At 21.1% G+C, this 17385-nt stretch carries 19 protein-coding genes; 5 read left to right on the plus strand and 14 right to left on the minus strand.

Features of this window, described 5'->3' with window-relative positions:
• Positions 1-31: 31 nt before the first annotated feature.
• The 5 genes from T523_RS00990 to T523_RS01010 form a co-directional block, all read right to left on the minus strand.
• A complete protein-coding gene (locus T523_RS00990; protein ID WP_042707023.1) occupies positions 32-793 on the minus strand; it encodes an EFR1 family ferrodoxin in 762 nt (253 codons plus the stop codon).
• A 195-nt stretch (positions 794-988) separates the two neighbouring features.
• Positions 989-1228 (minus strand): hypothetical protein, encoded by a 240-nt coding sequence (locus T523_RS00995; RefSeq protein WP_042707024.1) that lies wholly within the window; start codon positions 1226-1228, stop codon positions 989-991.
• Positions 1229-1430: 202 nt separating this feature from the next.
• Entirely contained in the window at positions 1431-2657 is a 1227-nt protein-coding gene (locus T523_RS01000; RefSeq protein ID WP_042707025.1) for an MnmC family methyltransferase, read from the minus strand.
• A gap of 333 nt (positions 2658-2990) precedes the next feature.
• Positions 2991-5066 carry a Coenzyme F420 hydrogenase/dehydrogenase, beta subunit C-terminal domain gene (locus T523_RS01005; RefSeq protein WP_084486332.1) on the minus strand — a complete coding sequence of 692 codons (2076 nt, stop codon included), beginning with the start codon at positions 5064-5066 and terminating at the stop codon, positions 2991-2993.
• Between the two features lie 374 nt (positions 5067-5440).
• On the minus strand, positions 5441-6085 hold the full coding sequence (locus tag T523_RS01010) for an HAD family hydrolase (protein WP_052334584.1): 645 nt from the start codon (positions 6083-6085) through the stop codon (positions 5441-5443).
• 89 nt (positions 6086-6174) lie between these two features.
• Here T523_RS01010 and T523_RS01015 point away from each other — a divergent pair, with 89 nt between their 5' ends.
• Entirely contained in the window at positions 6175-6501 is a 327-nt protein-coding gene (locus tag T523_RS01015; protein WP_042707026.1) for a hypothetical protein, read from the plus strand.
• Between the two features lie 333 nt (positions 6502-6834).
• Here T523_RS01015 and T523_RS01020 read toward each other — a convergent pair whose 3' ends face one another.
• The 6 genes from T523_RS01020 to T523_RS01045 form a co-directional block, all read right to left on the minus strand.
• A complete protein-coding gene (locus T523_RS01020; RefSeq protein ID WP_042707027.1) occupies positions 6835-7575 on the minus strand; it encodes a hypothetical protein in 741 nt (246 codons plus the stop codon).
• A 543-nt stretch (positions 7576-8118) separates the two neighbouring features.
• Positions 8119-8637, minus strand: coding sequence for a hypothetical protein (locus tag T523_RS01025; RefSeq protein WP_042707028.1), 519 nt, complete (start codon positions 8635-8637; stop codon positions 8119-8121).
• A 5-nt stretch (positions 8638-8642) separates the two neighbouring features.
• Positions 8643-9368 carry an ImmA/IrrE family metallo-endopeptidase gene (locus tag T523_RS01030; RefSeq protein ID WP_042707029.1) on the minus strand — a complete coding sequence of 242 codons (726 nt, stop codon included), beginning with the start codon at positions 9366-9368 and terminating at the stop codon, positions 8643-8645.
• Positions 9352-9723, minus strand: coding sequence for a helix-turn-helix domain-containing protein (locus T523_RS01035; RefSeq protein ID WP_232228990.1), 372 nt, complete (start codon positions 9721-9723; stop codon positions 9352-9354). The genes T523_RS01030 and T523_RS01035 overlap by 17 nt, the downstream gene beginning before the upstream one ends.
• 578 nt (positions 9724-10301) lie before the next feature.
• The gene (locus T523_RS01040; RefSeq protein WP_156929573.1) at positions 10302-10673 is read right to left on the minus strand and encodes a hypothetical protein; all 372 of its coding nucleotides are present in this window, start codon (positions 10671-10673) and stop codon (positions 10302-10304) included.
• Between the two features lie 82 nt (positions 10674-10755).
• Entirely contained in the window at positions 10756-11268 is a 513-nt protein-coding gene (locus tag T523_RS01045) for a hypothetical protein (protein ID WP_042707031.1), read from the minus strand.
• Positions 11269-11549: 281 nt separating this feature from the next.
• Here T523_RS01045 and T523_RS01050 point away from each other — a divergent pair, with 281 nt between their 5' ends.
• Positions 11550-12509: a DUF1848 domain-containing protein gene (locus T523_RS01050; protein ID WP_042707032.1), complete on the plus strand. Its 960-nt coding sequence runs from the start codon at positions 11550-11552 to the stop codon at positions 12507-12509.
• Positions 12510-12709: 200 nt separating this feature from the next.
• Here the strand turns inward: T523_RS01050 and T523_RS01055 are convergent, their stop codons facing one another.
• From T523_RS01055 to T523_RS01065, 3 genes are all read right to left on the minus strand, one after another.
• On the minus strand, positions 12710-13561 hold the full coding sequence (locus T523_RS01055; RefSeq protein WP_042707033.1) for a methanogenesis marker 8 protein: 852 nt from the start codon (positions 13559-13561) through the stop codon (positions 12710-12712).
• Positions 13562-13781: 220 nt separating this feature from the next.
• Positions 13782-14393 carry an HAD family hydrolase gene (locus T523_RS01060; protein ID WP_042707034.1) on the minus strand — a complete coding sequence of 204 codons (612 nt, stop codon included), beginning with the start codon at positions 14391-14393 and terminating at the stop codon, positions 13782-13784.
• 73 nt (positions 14394-14466) lie between these two features.
• Positions 14467-15105 carry an HAD family hydrolase gene (locus tag T523_RS01065; protein WP_042707035.1) on the minus strand — a complete coding sequence of 213 codons (639 nt, stop codon included), beginning with the start codon at positions 15103-15105 and terminating at the stop codon, positions 14467-14469.
• A 248-nt stretch (positions 15106-15353) separates the two neighbouring features.
• On the opposite strand from T523_RS01065, the gene T523_RS01070 reads away from it, so the two are divergent.
• From T523_RS01070 to T523_RS01080, 3 genes are all read left to right on the plus strand, one after another.
• Positions 15354-15977: an HAD family hydrolase gene (locus T523_RS01070; protein WP_042707036.1), complete on the plus strand. Its 624-nt coding sequence runs from the start codon at positions 15354-15356 to the stop codon at positions 15975-15977.
• A gap of 174 nt (positions 15978-16151) precedes the next feature.
• Positions 16152-16556, plus strand: a complete 405-nt coding sequence (locus T523_RS01075; RefSeq protein WP_042707037.1) for a hypothetical protein — start codon at positions 16152-16154, stop codon at positions 16554-16556.
• A gap of 66 nt (positions 16557-16622) precedes the next feature.
• Complete coding sequence (locus tag T523_RS01080; protein WP_042707038.1) at positions 16623-17333, plus strand: M48 family metallopeptidase; 711 nt, start codon at positions 16623-16625, stop codon at positions 17331-17333.
• The last annotated feature ends 52 nt before the right edge of the window (positions 17334-17385 follow it).

Below are 17385 nucleotides of genomic sequence, written 5' to 3' on the forward strand. Positions count from 1 at the left end.
AATAATATATATAAGTTACCTAATAATATACCTATTTAATTTTAACATATGGGTTTATATATTGACCATGTTTTATAGTATTAGTTCCATATTGAATTGCAAAATTAGGACAATTATGTAAACATCTAAGACATACAAGACATTTTTTCTTAACCCAAGTAGGTTTATTATCAATTAATTTAATAACATTAACAGGACATAATTTTTCACATTTTCCACAAGAGATACATTCATTACTTACTCCAAAATTTTTAGTTTTTCTCATTCCCCTATTATAAGCAAAGGTATAAAAGATTTTAGAAATCATAGGAGACTTCTTATTATCCATAAAATCTCCATTTTCCCTATTTTGAATTTTTGGAATAATTGATTTAATTTCTTCTTTAGATTTTTCAAGTGTTTTATTATTTTTATTAAAATCACTTAAATCAAAAGTAGGAGTCCAAGTATCGGGCATTATAACACTGAAATAGGCATTCACATTAATACCACGTTTAGATAAATGTTTACCTATAAAGTTACCTGTAGCTCCAGGACTTGTACCATAAGTAGCTATAAAATAAACATAATTATTATGATAATTAGAAAAGTTTAATTTATCTATAAAATCAAGCATAACTGGAGGTAATCCCCAAGCATAAGTTGGAGATATAAATCCAATACTCTCATTATCTTTTAAATTAAAATTATAATCATCAACTTTAAGAATATCAACCATATCATTATCTGTAGCTTCAGCAATACATTTTGAAACATATTTAGAATTACCAGTTGCAGAAAAATAGAAAATCAAATAATCACCTTAAAAATATGAATTTAAAACTTTATTAAAAAAATAAACTTAAATATAAAATTTATTATATTTATAAATAGATTTAATAAAGTTAAATTATTTAAACTCCATTAAAAACATTTAAAAATTATTTAATTTAAATTTTAAGTAATAAATTAAGTTAAATTTTTAAATAAAATTTAGATAGAATTAAATTTAAATTTTATCTTTTTTTAACATTTGATTTGCAGAGGTTATTAACATCTCTTGCCAATCTTTAAATTTTGTAGTTTTTTTAACAAAAGTATCCCATTTAGGATTATTAAATAAATCAGCAGTTGCTTGATTACCAAATGGAGATTTCTTTTTCATTTCATCAAAACTAGAAAATTTAGTGTATTTTTTCATGAATTCATCACTAAATACTCCTAACATACAAATATCATCTTTAGCCATATTTTCACTTCTAAAATATTATATAATTAATATTAATATTATAAAACCCTTAAAAACTTCAAAAATACCTTATAATACCAATATAACAAAACATGTATCTTCTAACTCAAACTAGTCATTTCTCCATCATAATATTAATAACAATATTAAGAAAACCCTTAAAAACTTCAAAATATTACCATATAAAAAATTATATAAATCACTAATTATTATTAAATTTACCATTAATAACTTCTTGTAAACGTTTATCCATCTCATAAACTCTTAATCTTGAATTATGATTATCATTAGATTCTACTGTATAATTTTTTTGAGGTTCTATTATATAAAATGCTTCATCAGATTGAATCCCAGGAATATTAACTTTTGCAAGATTTCTTTCAACTCTTCTTTTTAAAGGTTCATCATCAATATTCTCACCTAAAAATATAGGAGTTTTTACTGCTGATGAAATTTTATTTACATGACGTTTATTATGTCTTTCATCAGTTCTTATTTTATTGATTTCATCACTAGATTTACTAAGAGTACTATCTCTAAATGGAACACCAACATCAGATAAAGCAATACGTCTTTCATCATTAATATTTAATGATTTTTCAAGAGAATTTGGATTTGGACTAGCTATAGTACCACCTTGGAAACGACCAAATATTGGTCCTTCACCTACATGAAAACCTGCTTCAAAAAATCCTCCTCTTACAGGTGCAGATGATGTATATGTTGCAACAATACCATCATCTTTAATAAGACGCAAAAACTCTTCAAATAAATCACAAGTAAAAAGTTCAGGAGCCATAGTTTGTGAAAATGGATCTAAAAATATTGCATCATAAGTATTATCTTCTAATTTTTGAACTGAAACTCTTGCATCTTCAATATATACATTAATATCAATATTATTTGGAATTTTAGTATTTTCTAAATGTAATGATGCAAATCCTTCACTTACAAGTTCATTTTCAATTGCTTTTTTAACAATATCATGTTCAGCAATTGGTGAAGGAACAATTAATCCTGCAGCAAGTGTTTCTGGAGATATTTCAACCATATCAACTTTAAGATTAGTAGAATTATCAGTATTTTGTAAAAAATCAAAAATAGCTGCAGAAGAATTATAACCTAAACCTGCACAAATATCAAGAACTGCAATATCCTTAGAATAATCAAGCTTTAATGGGTCTATAAATTTTTTAAAACTTTCAGATATAGCTCCAGATTTAGTATGTAATGTTTCTACTTTGTCATTAATTTTTCTTGATTTAATAGAATAAGAGCCATCTTCTGTTTTAACAAAATAATCTTTAGATTTTTCAAATAAATTATTCCTATATTTTGGATTATTAGTTTCTAATTCTTTATTAAATGTTTCTTTAATCAAATTAAAAACATCATTATCAATTACTACAGCATCATCTTGGTAAGTCATTATATCAACATAAATTATTAATTATCTTGAAAATTTTTAATTATATATTAAGAAAATATAAACTAAATATTTCCAAGTATATATTAAAAAAATTAATTATAATAATATATTATTTAAAAAAATATTTAAAAATATTTATTAAATAAATAGTTAAACAAGTTAAAAATATAAGCTTCAAATAAATTAAAAAAAATATAAATACACAAAAAATACTAAAAAAATGAAAAACTAAATAAAAAATAGCATAAATACAGAAAATAAAAAAATACTAAAAAAATAATAAAAATAAACAAAAAATACTAAAAAATGAAGAGTAATTATAATAAATAAAAATTATAAAGAGTTTTTATAATTTTCTACTTCATTTAAGAATTTAATTTCACCAATACGTTTCATTGTATCTGCTAATCTTTCTTTTTGTGGTTTTTCTGCATATTTATTATACATATAAAATACTGCATTTAAAGTTTTTAAAAGTTCATCTTCATTTTTAACAAATATTTTATTTCCAATAACAGATTTTCTACCACTTTTTCCGCCAATATATACAGAATACCCTTTAAATTTAATATCTTTTGAGTCATTTGGACATGCATGAATACATTTTCCACAACCATAACAAAGATTATAATTTGTTATTGCAGTATCTCCCCTAACTTCAATAGCATCTACTTTACATACATCTGCACATCTTCCACAACCATTACATTTATCATTAGTTATAGGGAATTTTACACCATTTACACCAAATTCTGTAACATCAGTTCTTACACATTTATTAGGACAACCTGATACTGCTATTTTAAATTTATAATTAGCTGGTTTCTCCTTATAAATATCTTCTAATTTTTGACCTAAATCTACAGTATTAATTAAACCTAATAAACATCTTTCTTTACCAGGACATGCAATAATACTTCTTACATTAGGACCTTCACTACCATTAGCAATATCAAGTTCTTTTAATTCTTCAATTAATGGTTCAAGATCTTTAAATTTTATACCTTCAATTTCAAATTCTTCTCTTGTTGTAATTTTAAATATTGCATCATATTTTTTAGTAAGTTCTGCAAGTTTTAATACAGTATCAGGATTATAATATCCCCCAATATTTGCTCTGAACCTAATATATGCTAAACCTTTTTGCCCACAACCTACTCCTGGATATTTCCAAAGATAATAAAAGGAGTTAAATTCATTATTGTCTTCTCTTCTTTGAACTTCTTTATTAAATCTTTTTAGTTTAAATTTTCTTAAAAAGTCAATATCTTTAACTTCAACACCTTTTTCAAGTTTAAAATATTTATGTATTTCTTCACCTTTTTTAGTTCTTGTAATTACTGTTGTATATCCTTCAGGAGATCCTTTATCACCAAAACTAATATCTGCTAATTCTGCATCAAAATCTTTACACATCATACATCCTGATGATGGTTTAATTTCACTAAGTTTAATTTTAAATTCTTTTTTATCAGTTTTTACAACAAAATTTGGTCCTTTAACATCAAATTTAACTACATCTTTAATATTAATATTCTTTTCTTTAAGAACTCTAAGTAATTCTTCATGTTCAAATTTTTCTGTACAGAATAATCCTATTACATATTCAATTTTAGGTAACTTAGCAGGTTTTCCATTTCTACCTCTTTCATAATCATGTTTAGCAAGATATGGATGATACTGAATGTTTCTTAAACCTGCTACTTGACATGGAAGTCCAACTACTGCAATCTTTTCAAGTCCCATTTCTCCTGCAGTACGAACAGCTTGTAATGAAGATATAGAATATTTACTTCTTGTTGTATCATTTAAACCTTCTTCATCAGTTATAATTAAACTTACTGGTTTCCAGTTATCATCACCAACAACAACCACACCATCAATTTTTTTATCTCTAATTAAAAATTTAAGAAAATTAGTAACATATCCTCCAGATTGACCTTTAATATGTGGAGATTTTCCAAAATAATATTCTTCATTAAGATTTAATCTAGATCTAATTTCATATTGGCCAGTAGTCATACGTGGACATACCTCTTGACACATTCCATTACCTCTCCTTAAACATTCTTCTTTGAGATATGGTGTTTCATCAAAGCCAATTATACTATTAGGACATACAACACTACAAGTTCCACATTTAGCACATAATTTACTATCAACTATTTGATTTAAAGCCCATTTATATTCCATATTTTTATTAAAATCTTTTTCATCAACAATATTAGATAATAACTTATTAATTGATTCATCACTTAATTTAACATTATTACTAAAAACATTATTTACATAAGACCATATTCTTAGTTTTAATTCTGTAATAAAACTTTCATTATCAGAATCATCAGAGTTTTCAATTATTTCATTAATATGCTCATTAATTAATTTTTCATTATCATCACTTAACATGATACCATCCTAAACTTATTATTAAATAGCTAATTTAAAATAAAAAAATTATTATTTAAAAACTTAAGTTCTTAAAACTCATAAAAACTTATTTTATTTAAAAATTTAAATTCAATTAATCAAAAAGACTTTTAAATCAAAATTAAATTTAAGAAATTTAAGAAATTTTAAAGTATTAAAAATATAATAAAATGAATTTTAGAGGTTATATATAATTTTAAAAATTTCTATATTTATATTAAATGTTGATATATAAATATTAAAAAAATATTTTAAAAATTTCTATATTTATATTAAAATTATTAATTAATGTTAAATATTATCCAAATTTAATAGAATCAAAAAAGATTTAAAATTAAATTATTAGAAAAATATTAAAAATCTAATAATTCATAAGGATTACTTACATATTTTAATGGATAATCACTTTCAAGATCTTTACTAGTAGATTGTCCCCAAGTTACAAATGCAATATCTAAACCTGCATTTTTTGCTACTTCAATATCTGTATCTTTATCTCCAATATATAAAATATCTTCTTTATTATAATCTAATTTTTCAACAATCTTATTTAATCTATATGGATTAGGTTTATCTGGAATACCTTCAACAGAACCAGAAATCATACTAAAATTATAACTAGAAAAGTATTTATTAATTAAATCATTTAAAATAAAAGATTCTTTATTAGAGCATATAGCTAAATCAATACCTTTTTTAACTAGTTTATTAAGTAAGTCATATATTCCATTATAGACACAAGTATTTGGTTTTTTATTATTATGATATACTTCTACAAAGTTTCTTATTAACTTATTCCAAAGAGTATTATTATCATCATAATTATCTATCAAAGAGTTTAAAAAATTTCTAAAATCACTATATACTAAATTATCATAATCCTCAACTTCATATTGAGGTAAATTAAATGATTTTAAAACTTCATTAAAACACACCATAGAATCTTCAATACTATTAATTAAAGTTCCATCAAAATCAAATATATACAATTTTTTCATATTAACTTATCCTAAAGAAAAAATAATTCCTCTAAAAAATCATATATTCATACATATATCTATTAATGTTTTAATATAAAAATGTAAATATGAAAAGTAGAATTGAAATTAAGAAAAGGAATGAAATATCTAAAGAAAGATTAAAGAAATTAAAAGTAAAGACAACTAAAGACAAATATTATAAACTAAGTTATGAAATTACTATTGATATATTAAATAAAATCATTAATGAAAATAAAGATGAAAAAGAATTATATATAGAACTAGATGACTTAAAATCTAAAGCTATAAAATTACAAGAATCTGGAGAAATTAATAAAATTCTAAAAAATAATTTAAAAATGAGAGTTTATAATTGGGTTTTAAATAATCAAAATAATGTAGAAATAGAATGGGTTCCATTAAAATATAAATAAAAAATAATTAAAAAAGCTAATAAAGAAGATAATAGAAATAATTAAAAATTAACCTAGTAAATAAGAATTTAAGTCAAATAAAGATTTAAAATTATTTTAAAAAGAAATTTAAAATAATAAAAAAATAATTAAAAAAAACTAAATATAAACTAAAAAAGAAAAAACAATAAAAAACCCAATATAACCTAAAAAATGAAAAAAAAGAAAAAAATAATTAAAACTAATTTTCCACTTAAACAATAAAGAATAATTTAATTAAATGAATCAAACTAGTAAGAAAATTAATTTTTATACTACAAATAAATAATCAATTCACAATAATAATTAAGATTGTTAAAATGTTATATTTTTAGTATAAAAAGTATCATTATCTGTAGCATCATTTTTTAAAGAAATTTCTGCTCTTGCAGGTTGATCTGTATCAAAATAAGTACTTTTTATTTTATATACTCCAGGATTTACATTATTTTGATTCCACATTATATCATTACGTAAAACTTTACCATCTTTATCAAAATATTTTACATCAGCTTCAACATAATTTAAACTTGTATTAAGAGTAAGATCTGCAGTTATATTCTCTTCATAATATCCAAATGAGTTACCACCTGCAACATTTACATTAGATAAACTAACTTCATTTGCAAGATTACTTTCAAACATTGCTCCAGAGAATCCTACAATAATAAAAATAACAAATAATATAACAACTGTACAAATAGGAATAGAAATTAATTTTTTATTTTTAATAGAGAAATCTCCACTTACAAAGAAAGTGATAATACCAGTTAAAACAAATAATATTGCTCCAATAGTTGCCATATTTGTTAATAATGCAAACATCAAAATTCCAGTTATAATAAATTCTATACCAGATAAAAATGTTTCTTCAGTTTTCCAATAAAGGAATATTCCAGCTAAACCACCAATAATTGCAATAAAAATTTCTGAAATAATACTTTCCCATCCATAAATCATAGGACAACTTAAACCTTCAATAATACCAATAATTATTCCTAAAATACCTAAAATTAAAGGTAATAATTTTAACTTATCTTCTTTATTCATTTCCATTTTAATTCCTCAAAATTTAATTTTAAATAAAAAAAAAGGAGAAAAAAGATAACTTATTGAATTCTTAAATTAAATAAGATTCAATTAGTTAAATAAAATAAAATTAAACCCCCTTTTTAATTAATTTTATTTTATAAGTTAAAAGAATAAAGTTAACTATTATACAATTAAAAAAACAGATATAATAAAGATATAATAATTGAAAAATAATAGTTAACTTATTAAATGTCTAAAATTTACATTTTGAATTTAAAAAATTTATAAAAAGTGAAAAATACAAAACAATAATGTGAGAAATTGAAGAACTTAAAAAAAATTCAAATGCAAACATTAAACACATAATTATGATAAATTATAAAAAATCATACATATTCACCCAAATAATTAAAATATACAATAAAGATTTTTGTATAAGATAAAATACTAATTTTAAATAATAATTTTATAGATTTAAACTATAAAAAATCATACATATTCACCAATAAACACCATCAAAAATTATTTAAACAAAACCTTTTTAAATTTTAAATGAGAAGTTAAAAATTAATTAATATGATATTTATTTCTTAACTCTAAGAGATATTCTTCTTTAAAAGATACTTTAAGATGTTCCATTTTATCTAAAATATCAATAATATCCTCATGATTAATTATATCTTTTTTAATTCCATTATCTAATATCTCTTCAAAACTTAAACTGTCAATATTATATTTATTAAGGTAATCTTTAAAATCTTCAATATAACAACATACAAAAATTCCATTATTAACATATGCTTTTGCAAGTAAAGATGCTGAATTATCACCTAAATAATCATTACAACTTAATTCCATGAAAATCTCAAATTCATTAGAAAAAACTTTAATATCCTTAACACTAATTACTTTATTTTTAATTAAATTATCTAATTTTTCTTTAACATATGGTTCTAATGATAACTCTTCATATATTAAAGGAGTAATAATCATATTAGAAAATTGATCTATTAAAACATCCTCAATATCTAATTTAATAAATAAAAACAATACATCATTAAGTAAATAAGCTGGTCTATTTTCCATAAAGGTCACCCTTCATATTTATAAACAATTTCATCTTGAAAACCATCTAATAACATACTATTTCTTTTATCTTTAGATATAAGATGAGAATGATATGCTTTTTCAACTAGACGAACATAATTACCAACAACATGACGTGTACAATTAGTTTTTTCATAAATTGATTTATCAAAACCTCTTAATTTTGCTTCATGAGTAATTTTAACATTTAATAATTTATCATACTCTTCTTGATTAACAAATTTATGTTGAAGCAATCTATAGAGTAAAGCTTGATGTGAAATCTGAAAATATTGTTCACAAACAATAGCATCATCTAAAGTCCATTTCTTAATATTATGAATTTTCATATGTTTTTTAAGACCTTCATAAGGCATTATTAAAAATGATGCAAAATTCTCAGCTTCAAGTTCTGAATCAGTTTCATCATCAAAATTACAAACTCTTAACTCATCAGAAAAGTTTTCATCATATAATAAATGATACATCTCATGACCAAGTGTAAATCTTTGTCTACCTAAAGATGTAGAAGAATTTATACCAACAATACTTTCATCACCATTACGAATACACATACCACTAGTATAATCAGACATTGGGTAAAATATTAAAGTAGCTGAAGTAAAGCAAGATGGTATAATGTTAAATAAATCAATAGAAGAATAAGGACTAATATTTAATTCATCTCTTAATTCTACTGCAAGTGCATTTAATTCAATTAGACTTTTCATTTTGATTCTCCTCATTATCTTTTAAATCATTTAAAAAATCAATATTTAAGACAATTTTATTAATAGCTGCAATAGCTTCTAAATTTTTTACATCAACATTTTTAGAACGGAATGCAAAATTTAATGGGACATACTCATCAGTCATTCCAAGAAGATACTCTCTAGAACAACCAAATAGAGTAGCTAATTTAATTAATGAATTTAAATTTAAAGATCTATTCCCAGATTCAACCTTTGCAACTGTACTCTGATTTACCCCCAAATAATCAGCGATAGTTGATTGATTAAGATTCTGAGATAGTCTTAATTTTTTAATCCTTTTTCCCATTTCTTTATTTAACTTTCCATCTACCACAATTTCTACCTCCAAGTAGAACTAAATAATAATTTGTCATAATAATATATAAATATTTCTAAAAATTTCTAAAAAAATATGACAAAATAAAAAAAATTAAAAAATTAAAATATTTAAAATAATTATTTTTAAAAAATAAAATAAATATTAAAGTTAAAAATAATACAAACATTAAATAATAATTTATATAATATCATAATAATAAATTATTTATAAATAATAAAAATAAATAAAAATATTAATAATTTTATAAAATAAACAATTTATAAATATTTAAAATAAAAAATAATTATAAAAAATTAATAAAACTAAATAATATTTTATATTCTATATTTAAATATAATATAAATATTTAAAAATATGTAATATAAGTAAATAATTAAAATAAAAGTTTTAATAATAAAAATAAATTTAATAAATAAATTAAACTAAAAATTAATAGTTAATATTAAACTTAAAAATAAGAATTTTAAAAAATTAAAAATAAATTAAAAAATAATATTCCAAAATAAAAAAATTAGATTAAGTAAAAAGAAAAATAAAAGAAAAAGAATTAATATTAAAATTAAAAATAATTATTATTTCTTAAGAGCATGTGGAATAAATGAGATAAAACTTAAAATTCCAGAAACTAAAATAATCAATACATAAAGAATATTTATCTTATAAACTAATAAAGATAAAATTCCACTGATTATTAAACCGACACTAAGAAAAACACATAATATTGCATCAGATCTTACAAAATCAGAAACTTTTCTTGATATAATATATAAAAAAGACAATACTATAAATATTACAATAGTATAAATTTTAAAATCATTTAAAGACTTGTAAACATAAACATCTAACAATAACATAATCATCAATAATAAAGATGAAACATAAACAAGAACCTTTTGAAATGTGTTATACCCAGGTTCAGTTCTAAAAAATGTTTTTGAATTCATAAAAAATAGTTTAAATAATTAAATATTTAAAATTTTTTATTAAAATAATGATTAAAATTTTAAAAATTAAAAGAATAAAATATTAATTAATATTCTTTTTAAAACCATTATTAATTTGATTAGCATAATCACCTAATAAAGAGTAATGTTCAACATTTGAATATTCTAATTTAAATAAATCATATTCATCAATTAATAATTGATATTCTGTAAAAAATTTATTTAATGCATCAGAATCAAAATTAGTAAATGAATTATTATTTGTTTTTTTCATTAATTCAAATTTAAACTCTGCAACTCTTAAATATTCCTCAAGTAACTCTCCAAAAACTTGAAGTAAATATTTATAAATGTATTCATTCTTAAATACACCAGAAACATAAGAATAAAGTTCTTTAAAATTATCATATTCTGTTTGAATAACATACTCAGTTAATAAGAAACTATTAATATATGAAAAATTTTCATCAATTGATTTACGTGTATCATCATCACATATAACAAAAACTGCTTTTTTATCAACAGAATTAATTAATTTTTCATTAATATTAATTAAATTAATAATAGAATCTTTATAAACTTTACCATAATCCATAAGAATCACTTTTTAAATAAATAATATTATAAAATTAATATTATTTAAGCTATTAAATAAATTAAGGAATGTATTCAAATAAATCTATAATAATATTTAAGAAAACAATAAATCATTCCTAAAACATACAACAGTATCTAAAGAAAACAATAAATCATTCCTAAAATTTAAGAAAATAATAAAATAAAATAAATTTTCTTAATAAATCTAATATAATATTTAGAATAAAAGAATATTAATATTTTTATTATAAAAACAGATAAAATTAAAGGATAAAAATAATGATATTAGATGTAAGTTCAAGAACAGATATACCTTCATTTTATTCAAAATGGCTATTAAAAAGATTTAAAGAAGGATATGTTTATGTTAAACACCCCATGTATCCAAATAAAATATCTAAATTAGAACTTGATAATAAATTAATAGATTGTGTTGTATTCTGTTCAAAAAATTATAAACCTCTTTTAAAAGATATTGATAAAATTACAAATAAGTTCAATACTTATTTTTTCTATACAATAACTGCATATGATAAAGAAATTGAACCTAAAGTACCTAAAATAGATGAAAGTATTGATACACTTATTAAATTATCAAAAAAAGTAGGAAAAGAAAGAATAACCTGGAGATACGATCCTATATTAATAACTGAAAAATATACAATTGAAAAACATAAAAAATGTTTTGAATATCTTGGAAGTAAATTATCACCATATATTGATAGATGTATTTTTAGTTTTGTAGATATGTATAAAAAATTAGAAAAGAATATGCATGAAATAATACCTTTAACTCAAGAAGATAAGAATATAATAGCTAAAAATTTAGGATATATTGCTAAAAAATATGATTTCATAATCCAAACATGTGCAACAGATTATAATTATGAAAAGTATGGTATAAAACAATCAGCATGTAGAGATTTAAATATACTTGGAAAAGCAAATAATATTAAATTTAGAAATCTAAAACATAAAGGAACAAGGCCAGGTTGTCATTGTATAGAAACTCGGGACATTGGAGAATATGATAGTTGTTTAAATGGATGTAAATATTGTTATGCTAATAAAACACCAAAAAAAGCCGTTTTTAATTATAGATTCCATGATACTAATTCTCCATTATTACTTGGGCATGTGAAAAAAACATATGAAATAACAAAAGCAAATCAAAAATCATTTCTTAAAAAAGAATACCAAGAACTTAATAATAATTATACATTAGATTTCTTTAAATAAATCAAGACTTTGTTGAAATCTTATTTTTATGATGTCTTTGACATAAAAAAGACCTTATCTTCAAATAAATCAAGGTTTTGTTGAAATCCTTAAAAATTTTTATAATAAATTTCTTAAAAATTAATTTTCAAGTATTAACTAAGTTTAAATTTTTATAAAAAATAGTTTTAAACAGCCACTTAAATTAAAAAAAATAAGAATTAAATTAAAGGATTAGGAATATTATCATTATTTAAAGGATAATTTTCATTATTAGAGGGAGGTTTATTAATAAATTTTAATCTATTATCAAGAAATTCTCTTCCAATATCACTTGCTGCAAAGATAGGAACTTTTGAACCAGAATAATAAGGTTTAAATTTATTTGCATAATCTCTAATATTCTTAGAAGCACAAGCAGTTACAACATCTGCATCATGAAATATTTTTTCTACATCATCCATACTAATTCCTGTTGTATGCGCAACAAAGACATAAACATTAACATCATTAGGAAGTGGATAATTTCTAATTTCATTAATTACAGGTGATGGTAAAGTTGTAATTGCAATATTTTTATATCCTCTTTTAATAGCTAATTTTAAACCTTTTATAGGATTAAGCTCAGCAGTTTTAGGATTTATAACATTTTCATATCCCACACCTTCAATAACTTCAGGAATTGGAGTTGTACTTATAAGAGCAGAAACTCTTCCACCTACTGCTTGAATTAAATTAGGATTAGTCATAATAAGAGTACCTACACCTTCACATACACCAACAACACAATCAATTTTACCTAATTCAAAATTTGTTTTAAGAATTTCACTAATTCCAAAAGACATCATATCTGGTAAATCAAGGAGTCTTTCTGGAGTACACATACCAAATTCTCTTATTCTACGTTCTATATTTCTTTTAATAAATTCCTTATCAAATTGATCAACATTTTCTATTTTTTTAAATATTGGACAATAATCAATATTAGGTTCACCAATAGAGACCACTTTACCATTTTTAATAATAACTTCAGTTTTACCTAAAGCTTCTATAATGTGCATATCCTCTACCATTACTTACACAACCTGAAAGTTAATAATATATAATAATATAAAAATTATTCTAAATATATTTTAATTTTATTATTAATAAAATAAGATAATATAAAAATTAAAAAAATCCTTAAAAAAACCCAATAAATAAAAAAACACAAAAAACAAAAACAAAATAAAAAAAACCCAATAAATAAAAAAACAAAATAAAATAAATAAAAAAACTTAATAAATAAAAAAATTATAAATCTAAAAGCTCACAAGGAGAGTTAACTACTTTTAAAACATAATCATCATTATAATCTTCATCTTCACCCTGACCCCATGTTACAATAGCAACATCAATTCCAGAGTTTTTAGCAGTTATAATATCAGTTTTCCTATCACCAATATAAATTATATCCTTTTTATCATAAGAAACATTATTTAATATTTTTCCTAAAACACTAGGATCTGGTTTAAATGGTTCACCAAGAATATGACCAATAATAAATTTAAAATCAATACTTGGAAATAGTTTTTTAGTTAATAAATCTAGTAAATATTGTATACGATTTGAACAAATTGCAATTTCACAATTTGAATTAGTTAATTTATTTAATAATTCATATATTCCTGGATAAGGTTTAGTATGAACATTAGAACTATTTTCATAGATTTTTTCATAAGTTTCAAGTATTTTCTCATCAGATCCCATTTGACTTATAAAATCATTAAAATTAAGATCTTCAATATTTTCATATTGAAATATTGGTAAATTATGTATTTCTAAAGCTTTATTGTATGCAATAACAGAATCTTCAAATGTATTAACTAATGTTCCATCAAAATCAAATATAAATAATTTTTTCATATAATCACCGAAAAAAATAGATTATTAAATAAATTAAAGTTTAAAAACAGAAAAGTTCTAAAAAAATTAGATATTATAAATCTAAAATTTCTAATGGATTATTAATAATCCTTACAGGATAATTACAATGAGGTGCAATATCATCTGTTTGACCCCAAGATACTAAAACCATATCAATAGATGCATTTTGAGCAGTTAAAATATCTGCACTTCTATCACCAAAATATAAAACTTCATCCATACTAATATTTTCACTTTCAGCTATCTTAAATAGTTTATATGGATTAGGTTTAGATGGTTCATCTTTAACATAACCAATAACCTGTGAAAATTGAATATCTGATAAAAGAGAATCTACAAGAAATTCAAGTAATTCTTGATCACGATTAGAACATATTGAAAGGCTAATTCCCCTATTTTTTAAAGTTTTTAAAACTTCTTTAATTCCTGGATACAATTCAGTATGCCTATTTGCTCCTTTTAAAAAATTATTTTTATAAGCAAGTTGTAATTTTGGAATATCCTCTACATTAACTATATTTTTTAATGATTTTATAAAATTTCTAAAATCTAAATAATTAATATTATCAAGATTACTAAGAGCTAATGTTGGATAATTATATTCAATTAATGCTTTATTAAATGCAATTAATGAGTCTGCAAATGTATTTGCAATTGTTCCATCAAAATCAAAAATATAAGCTTTCTTCATAAAACCACTTTAAAATTAATAATTAATAATTATATTTAAAAATAATATTTAATATAATTAATGAATATTAAATTCTAATTTTAATAATAAAGACAAAAAGCTACAAATATACTAATTAAATAATAAAAAACTTAAAACACGTAAAAAAAACATTAACTAGAAAAAACTCACAAAAATAATATAAACTAAAAAAATAATAAACTTTAAAAAAAGTAAAAATTTTAAATAAAATAAACAAAATTAAACTTATGAAAAAACTATATATATTTGACTTTGATGGAACCTTAGTTAACTCAATCTACGATTCAATATATTGTGTAAATAAAGCTTTAAAATTATGTGGTAAACCTACATATAAAAAAGATTTAAAAACATTATACTATCAAGATTTTAGAGATTTTCTAAAAGATAATGATGCTGGAAAAGAAACAGAAGTATATACAATATATAATAAAATATATCAAGAATATGAAAAACCAAATACATTCCCTTATAATAATATAAAAACCGTTTTAAAGGAATTACAAAATAAAAACATTACTTTAGCTATATGTTCTAATAGAGAAGAAAAGTTCCTAAAATATTTTACAAAAAAATTATTCAAAGACATAAATTTTAAATATATTTCAGGTTATAAAAAAAATATCCCAGATAAACCAAACCCATATAGATTAAATGAAATTATTAAAAAAGAAAATATTAAAAAAGAAGAAGTATTATACTTTGGAGATAAAGATGCAGATATAAATGCAGCAAAAAATGCAGGGATAGATATGGTTCTTGTAAAATATGGTCAAGGAAATATAAAAGATTATGAAAATACATATCCAATAAAAATTATAGAAACACCTATAGAAATTTTAGATTTATAAGTAAAATTAAACCCATTTTAAATTTTAAGCTTTTAAACCATATTACTTTTAAATCAAAAATAAATTAAATTTAAAAGATTTTTAAGAAGTCTTAAATCTATTTAATATAAATAAATTATAAAAATTTATAAAAAGATAAAACTTATAAAATATTATTAAGTAGAAGGTGAAATTATGACATCAAGAGAAATAGGTTCATATTTAACCATTAAAAAAGAATTTTCTGGAGAAACATTAAAAATAGAGGAGAATGACATTAAACTACAAAAAAGATCAGATAATGTAATGATAATCCATTATAAAGCACCGATGTATAAAACTATTGAATTAGAAATGTTTTTTGAAGATTTTAATCCTACAGAAATATTAACATTTGATATTGGGGGAACTGGAGAAATTGATGTGAAATATAGAGGATTAATAGATGCTAAAGATGATTTTCTACCTAAATATTATGACCATAAAATATTATTACTCCAAGAATCAAGATGTAGAAAGATAAATTCAAATGATATTAAAAAAACATCCACATTTATACCAAATTATACAATAAGTAAAGGTAAACGAAAACATTCTTAAATCAGGAATATTTTAAAATTAAAAGATTTTATTTCTTTTAAAATTTTTTTAAATTCTAGTGATTAAATGAAAAACAAAATAGAAATAAATGGTATACCTATAATTATTGAAAGAAAAAAGATAAAAAATATGTATTTACGTGTTTTACCACCTAATGGTGAAGTTAAAATATCTGCACCATTATCTATTTCTCAAAAAAATATTATAAAATTTGCAGATTCAAAAACAAAATGGATAAAAAATAAACAAAAAATTGTAATAAAAGAGTCAGAAAAAGCTAAAAAAAGAGAAATTAAATATATCACTGGAGAAACACATTATTTATGGGGAAAACCATACACTCTTCAAATTATTAATCAGAATAATGATTATAAAAATATTTTTATAAAAAATAATACTATTTATTTACCTGTTAAAGAAAATTCTAATTTTGAGAATCGAAAAAGAACAATGATTGAATGGTATAGAAAAGAGATTAAAATAAAAATACCTAATATTTTAGAAGAATGTATAAAAATTGTAGGAAAACATCCTAATGAGTGGAGAGTAAAAAATATGAAAACTCGTTGGGGAACATGTAATATACAAAAGAAAAGAATTTGGATAAACTTACAGTTATGTAAAAAATCTCCAGAATGTTTAAAATATGTAATTATTCATGAATTAACACATTTATATATCCCAAATCATGGAAAAGAGTTTAAAAATCTTATGAATAAATTTTATCCAAATTGGAAGGAAACTAAAAAATTATTAAACAAAGAAAAATATTATTAATTTAAATAAAAGAATAATTTTTTAATAAAAATAAAATATTTCTATTTTTTAT

This window comes from Methanobrevibacter wolinii SH (assembly GCF_000621965.1).
In the GTDB taxonomy this organism is placed as follows: domain Archaea; phylum Methanobacteriota; class Methanobacteria; order Methanobacteriales; family Methanobacteriaceae; genus Methanarmilla; species Methanarmilla wolinii.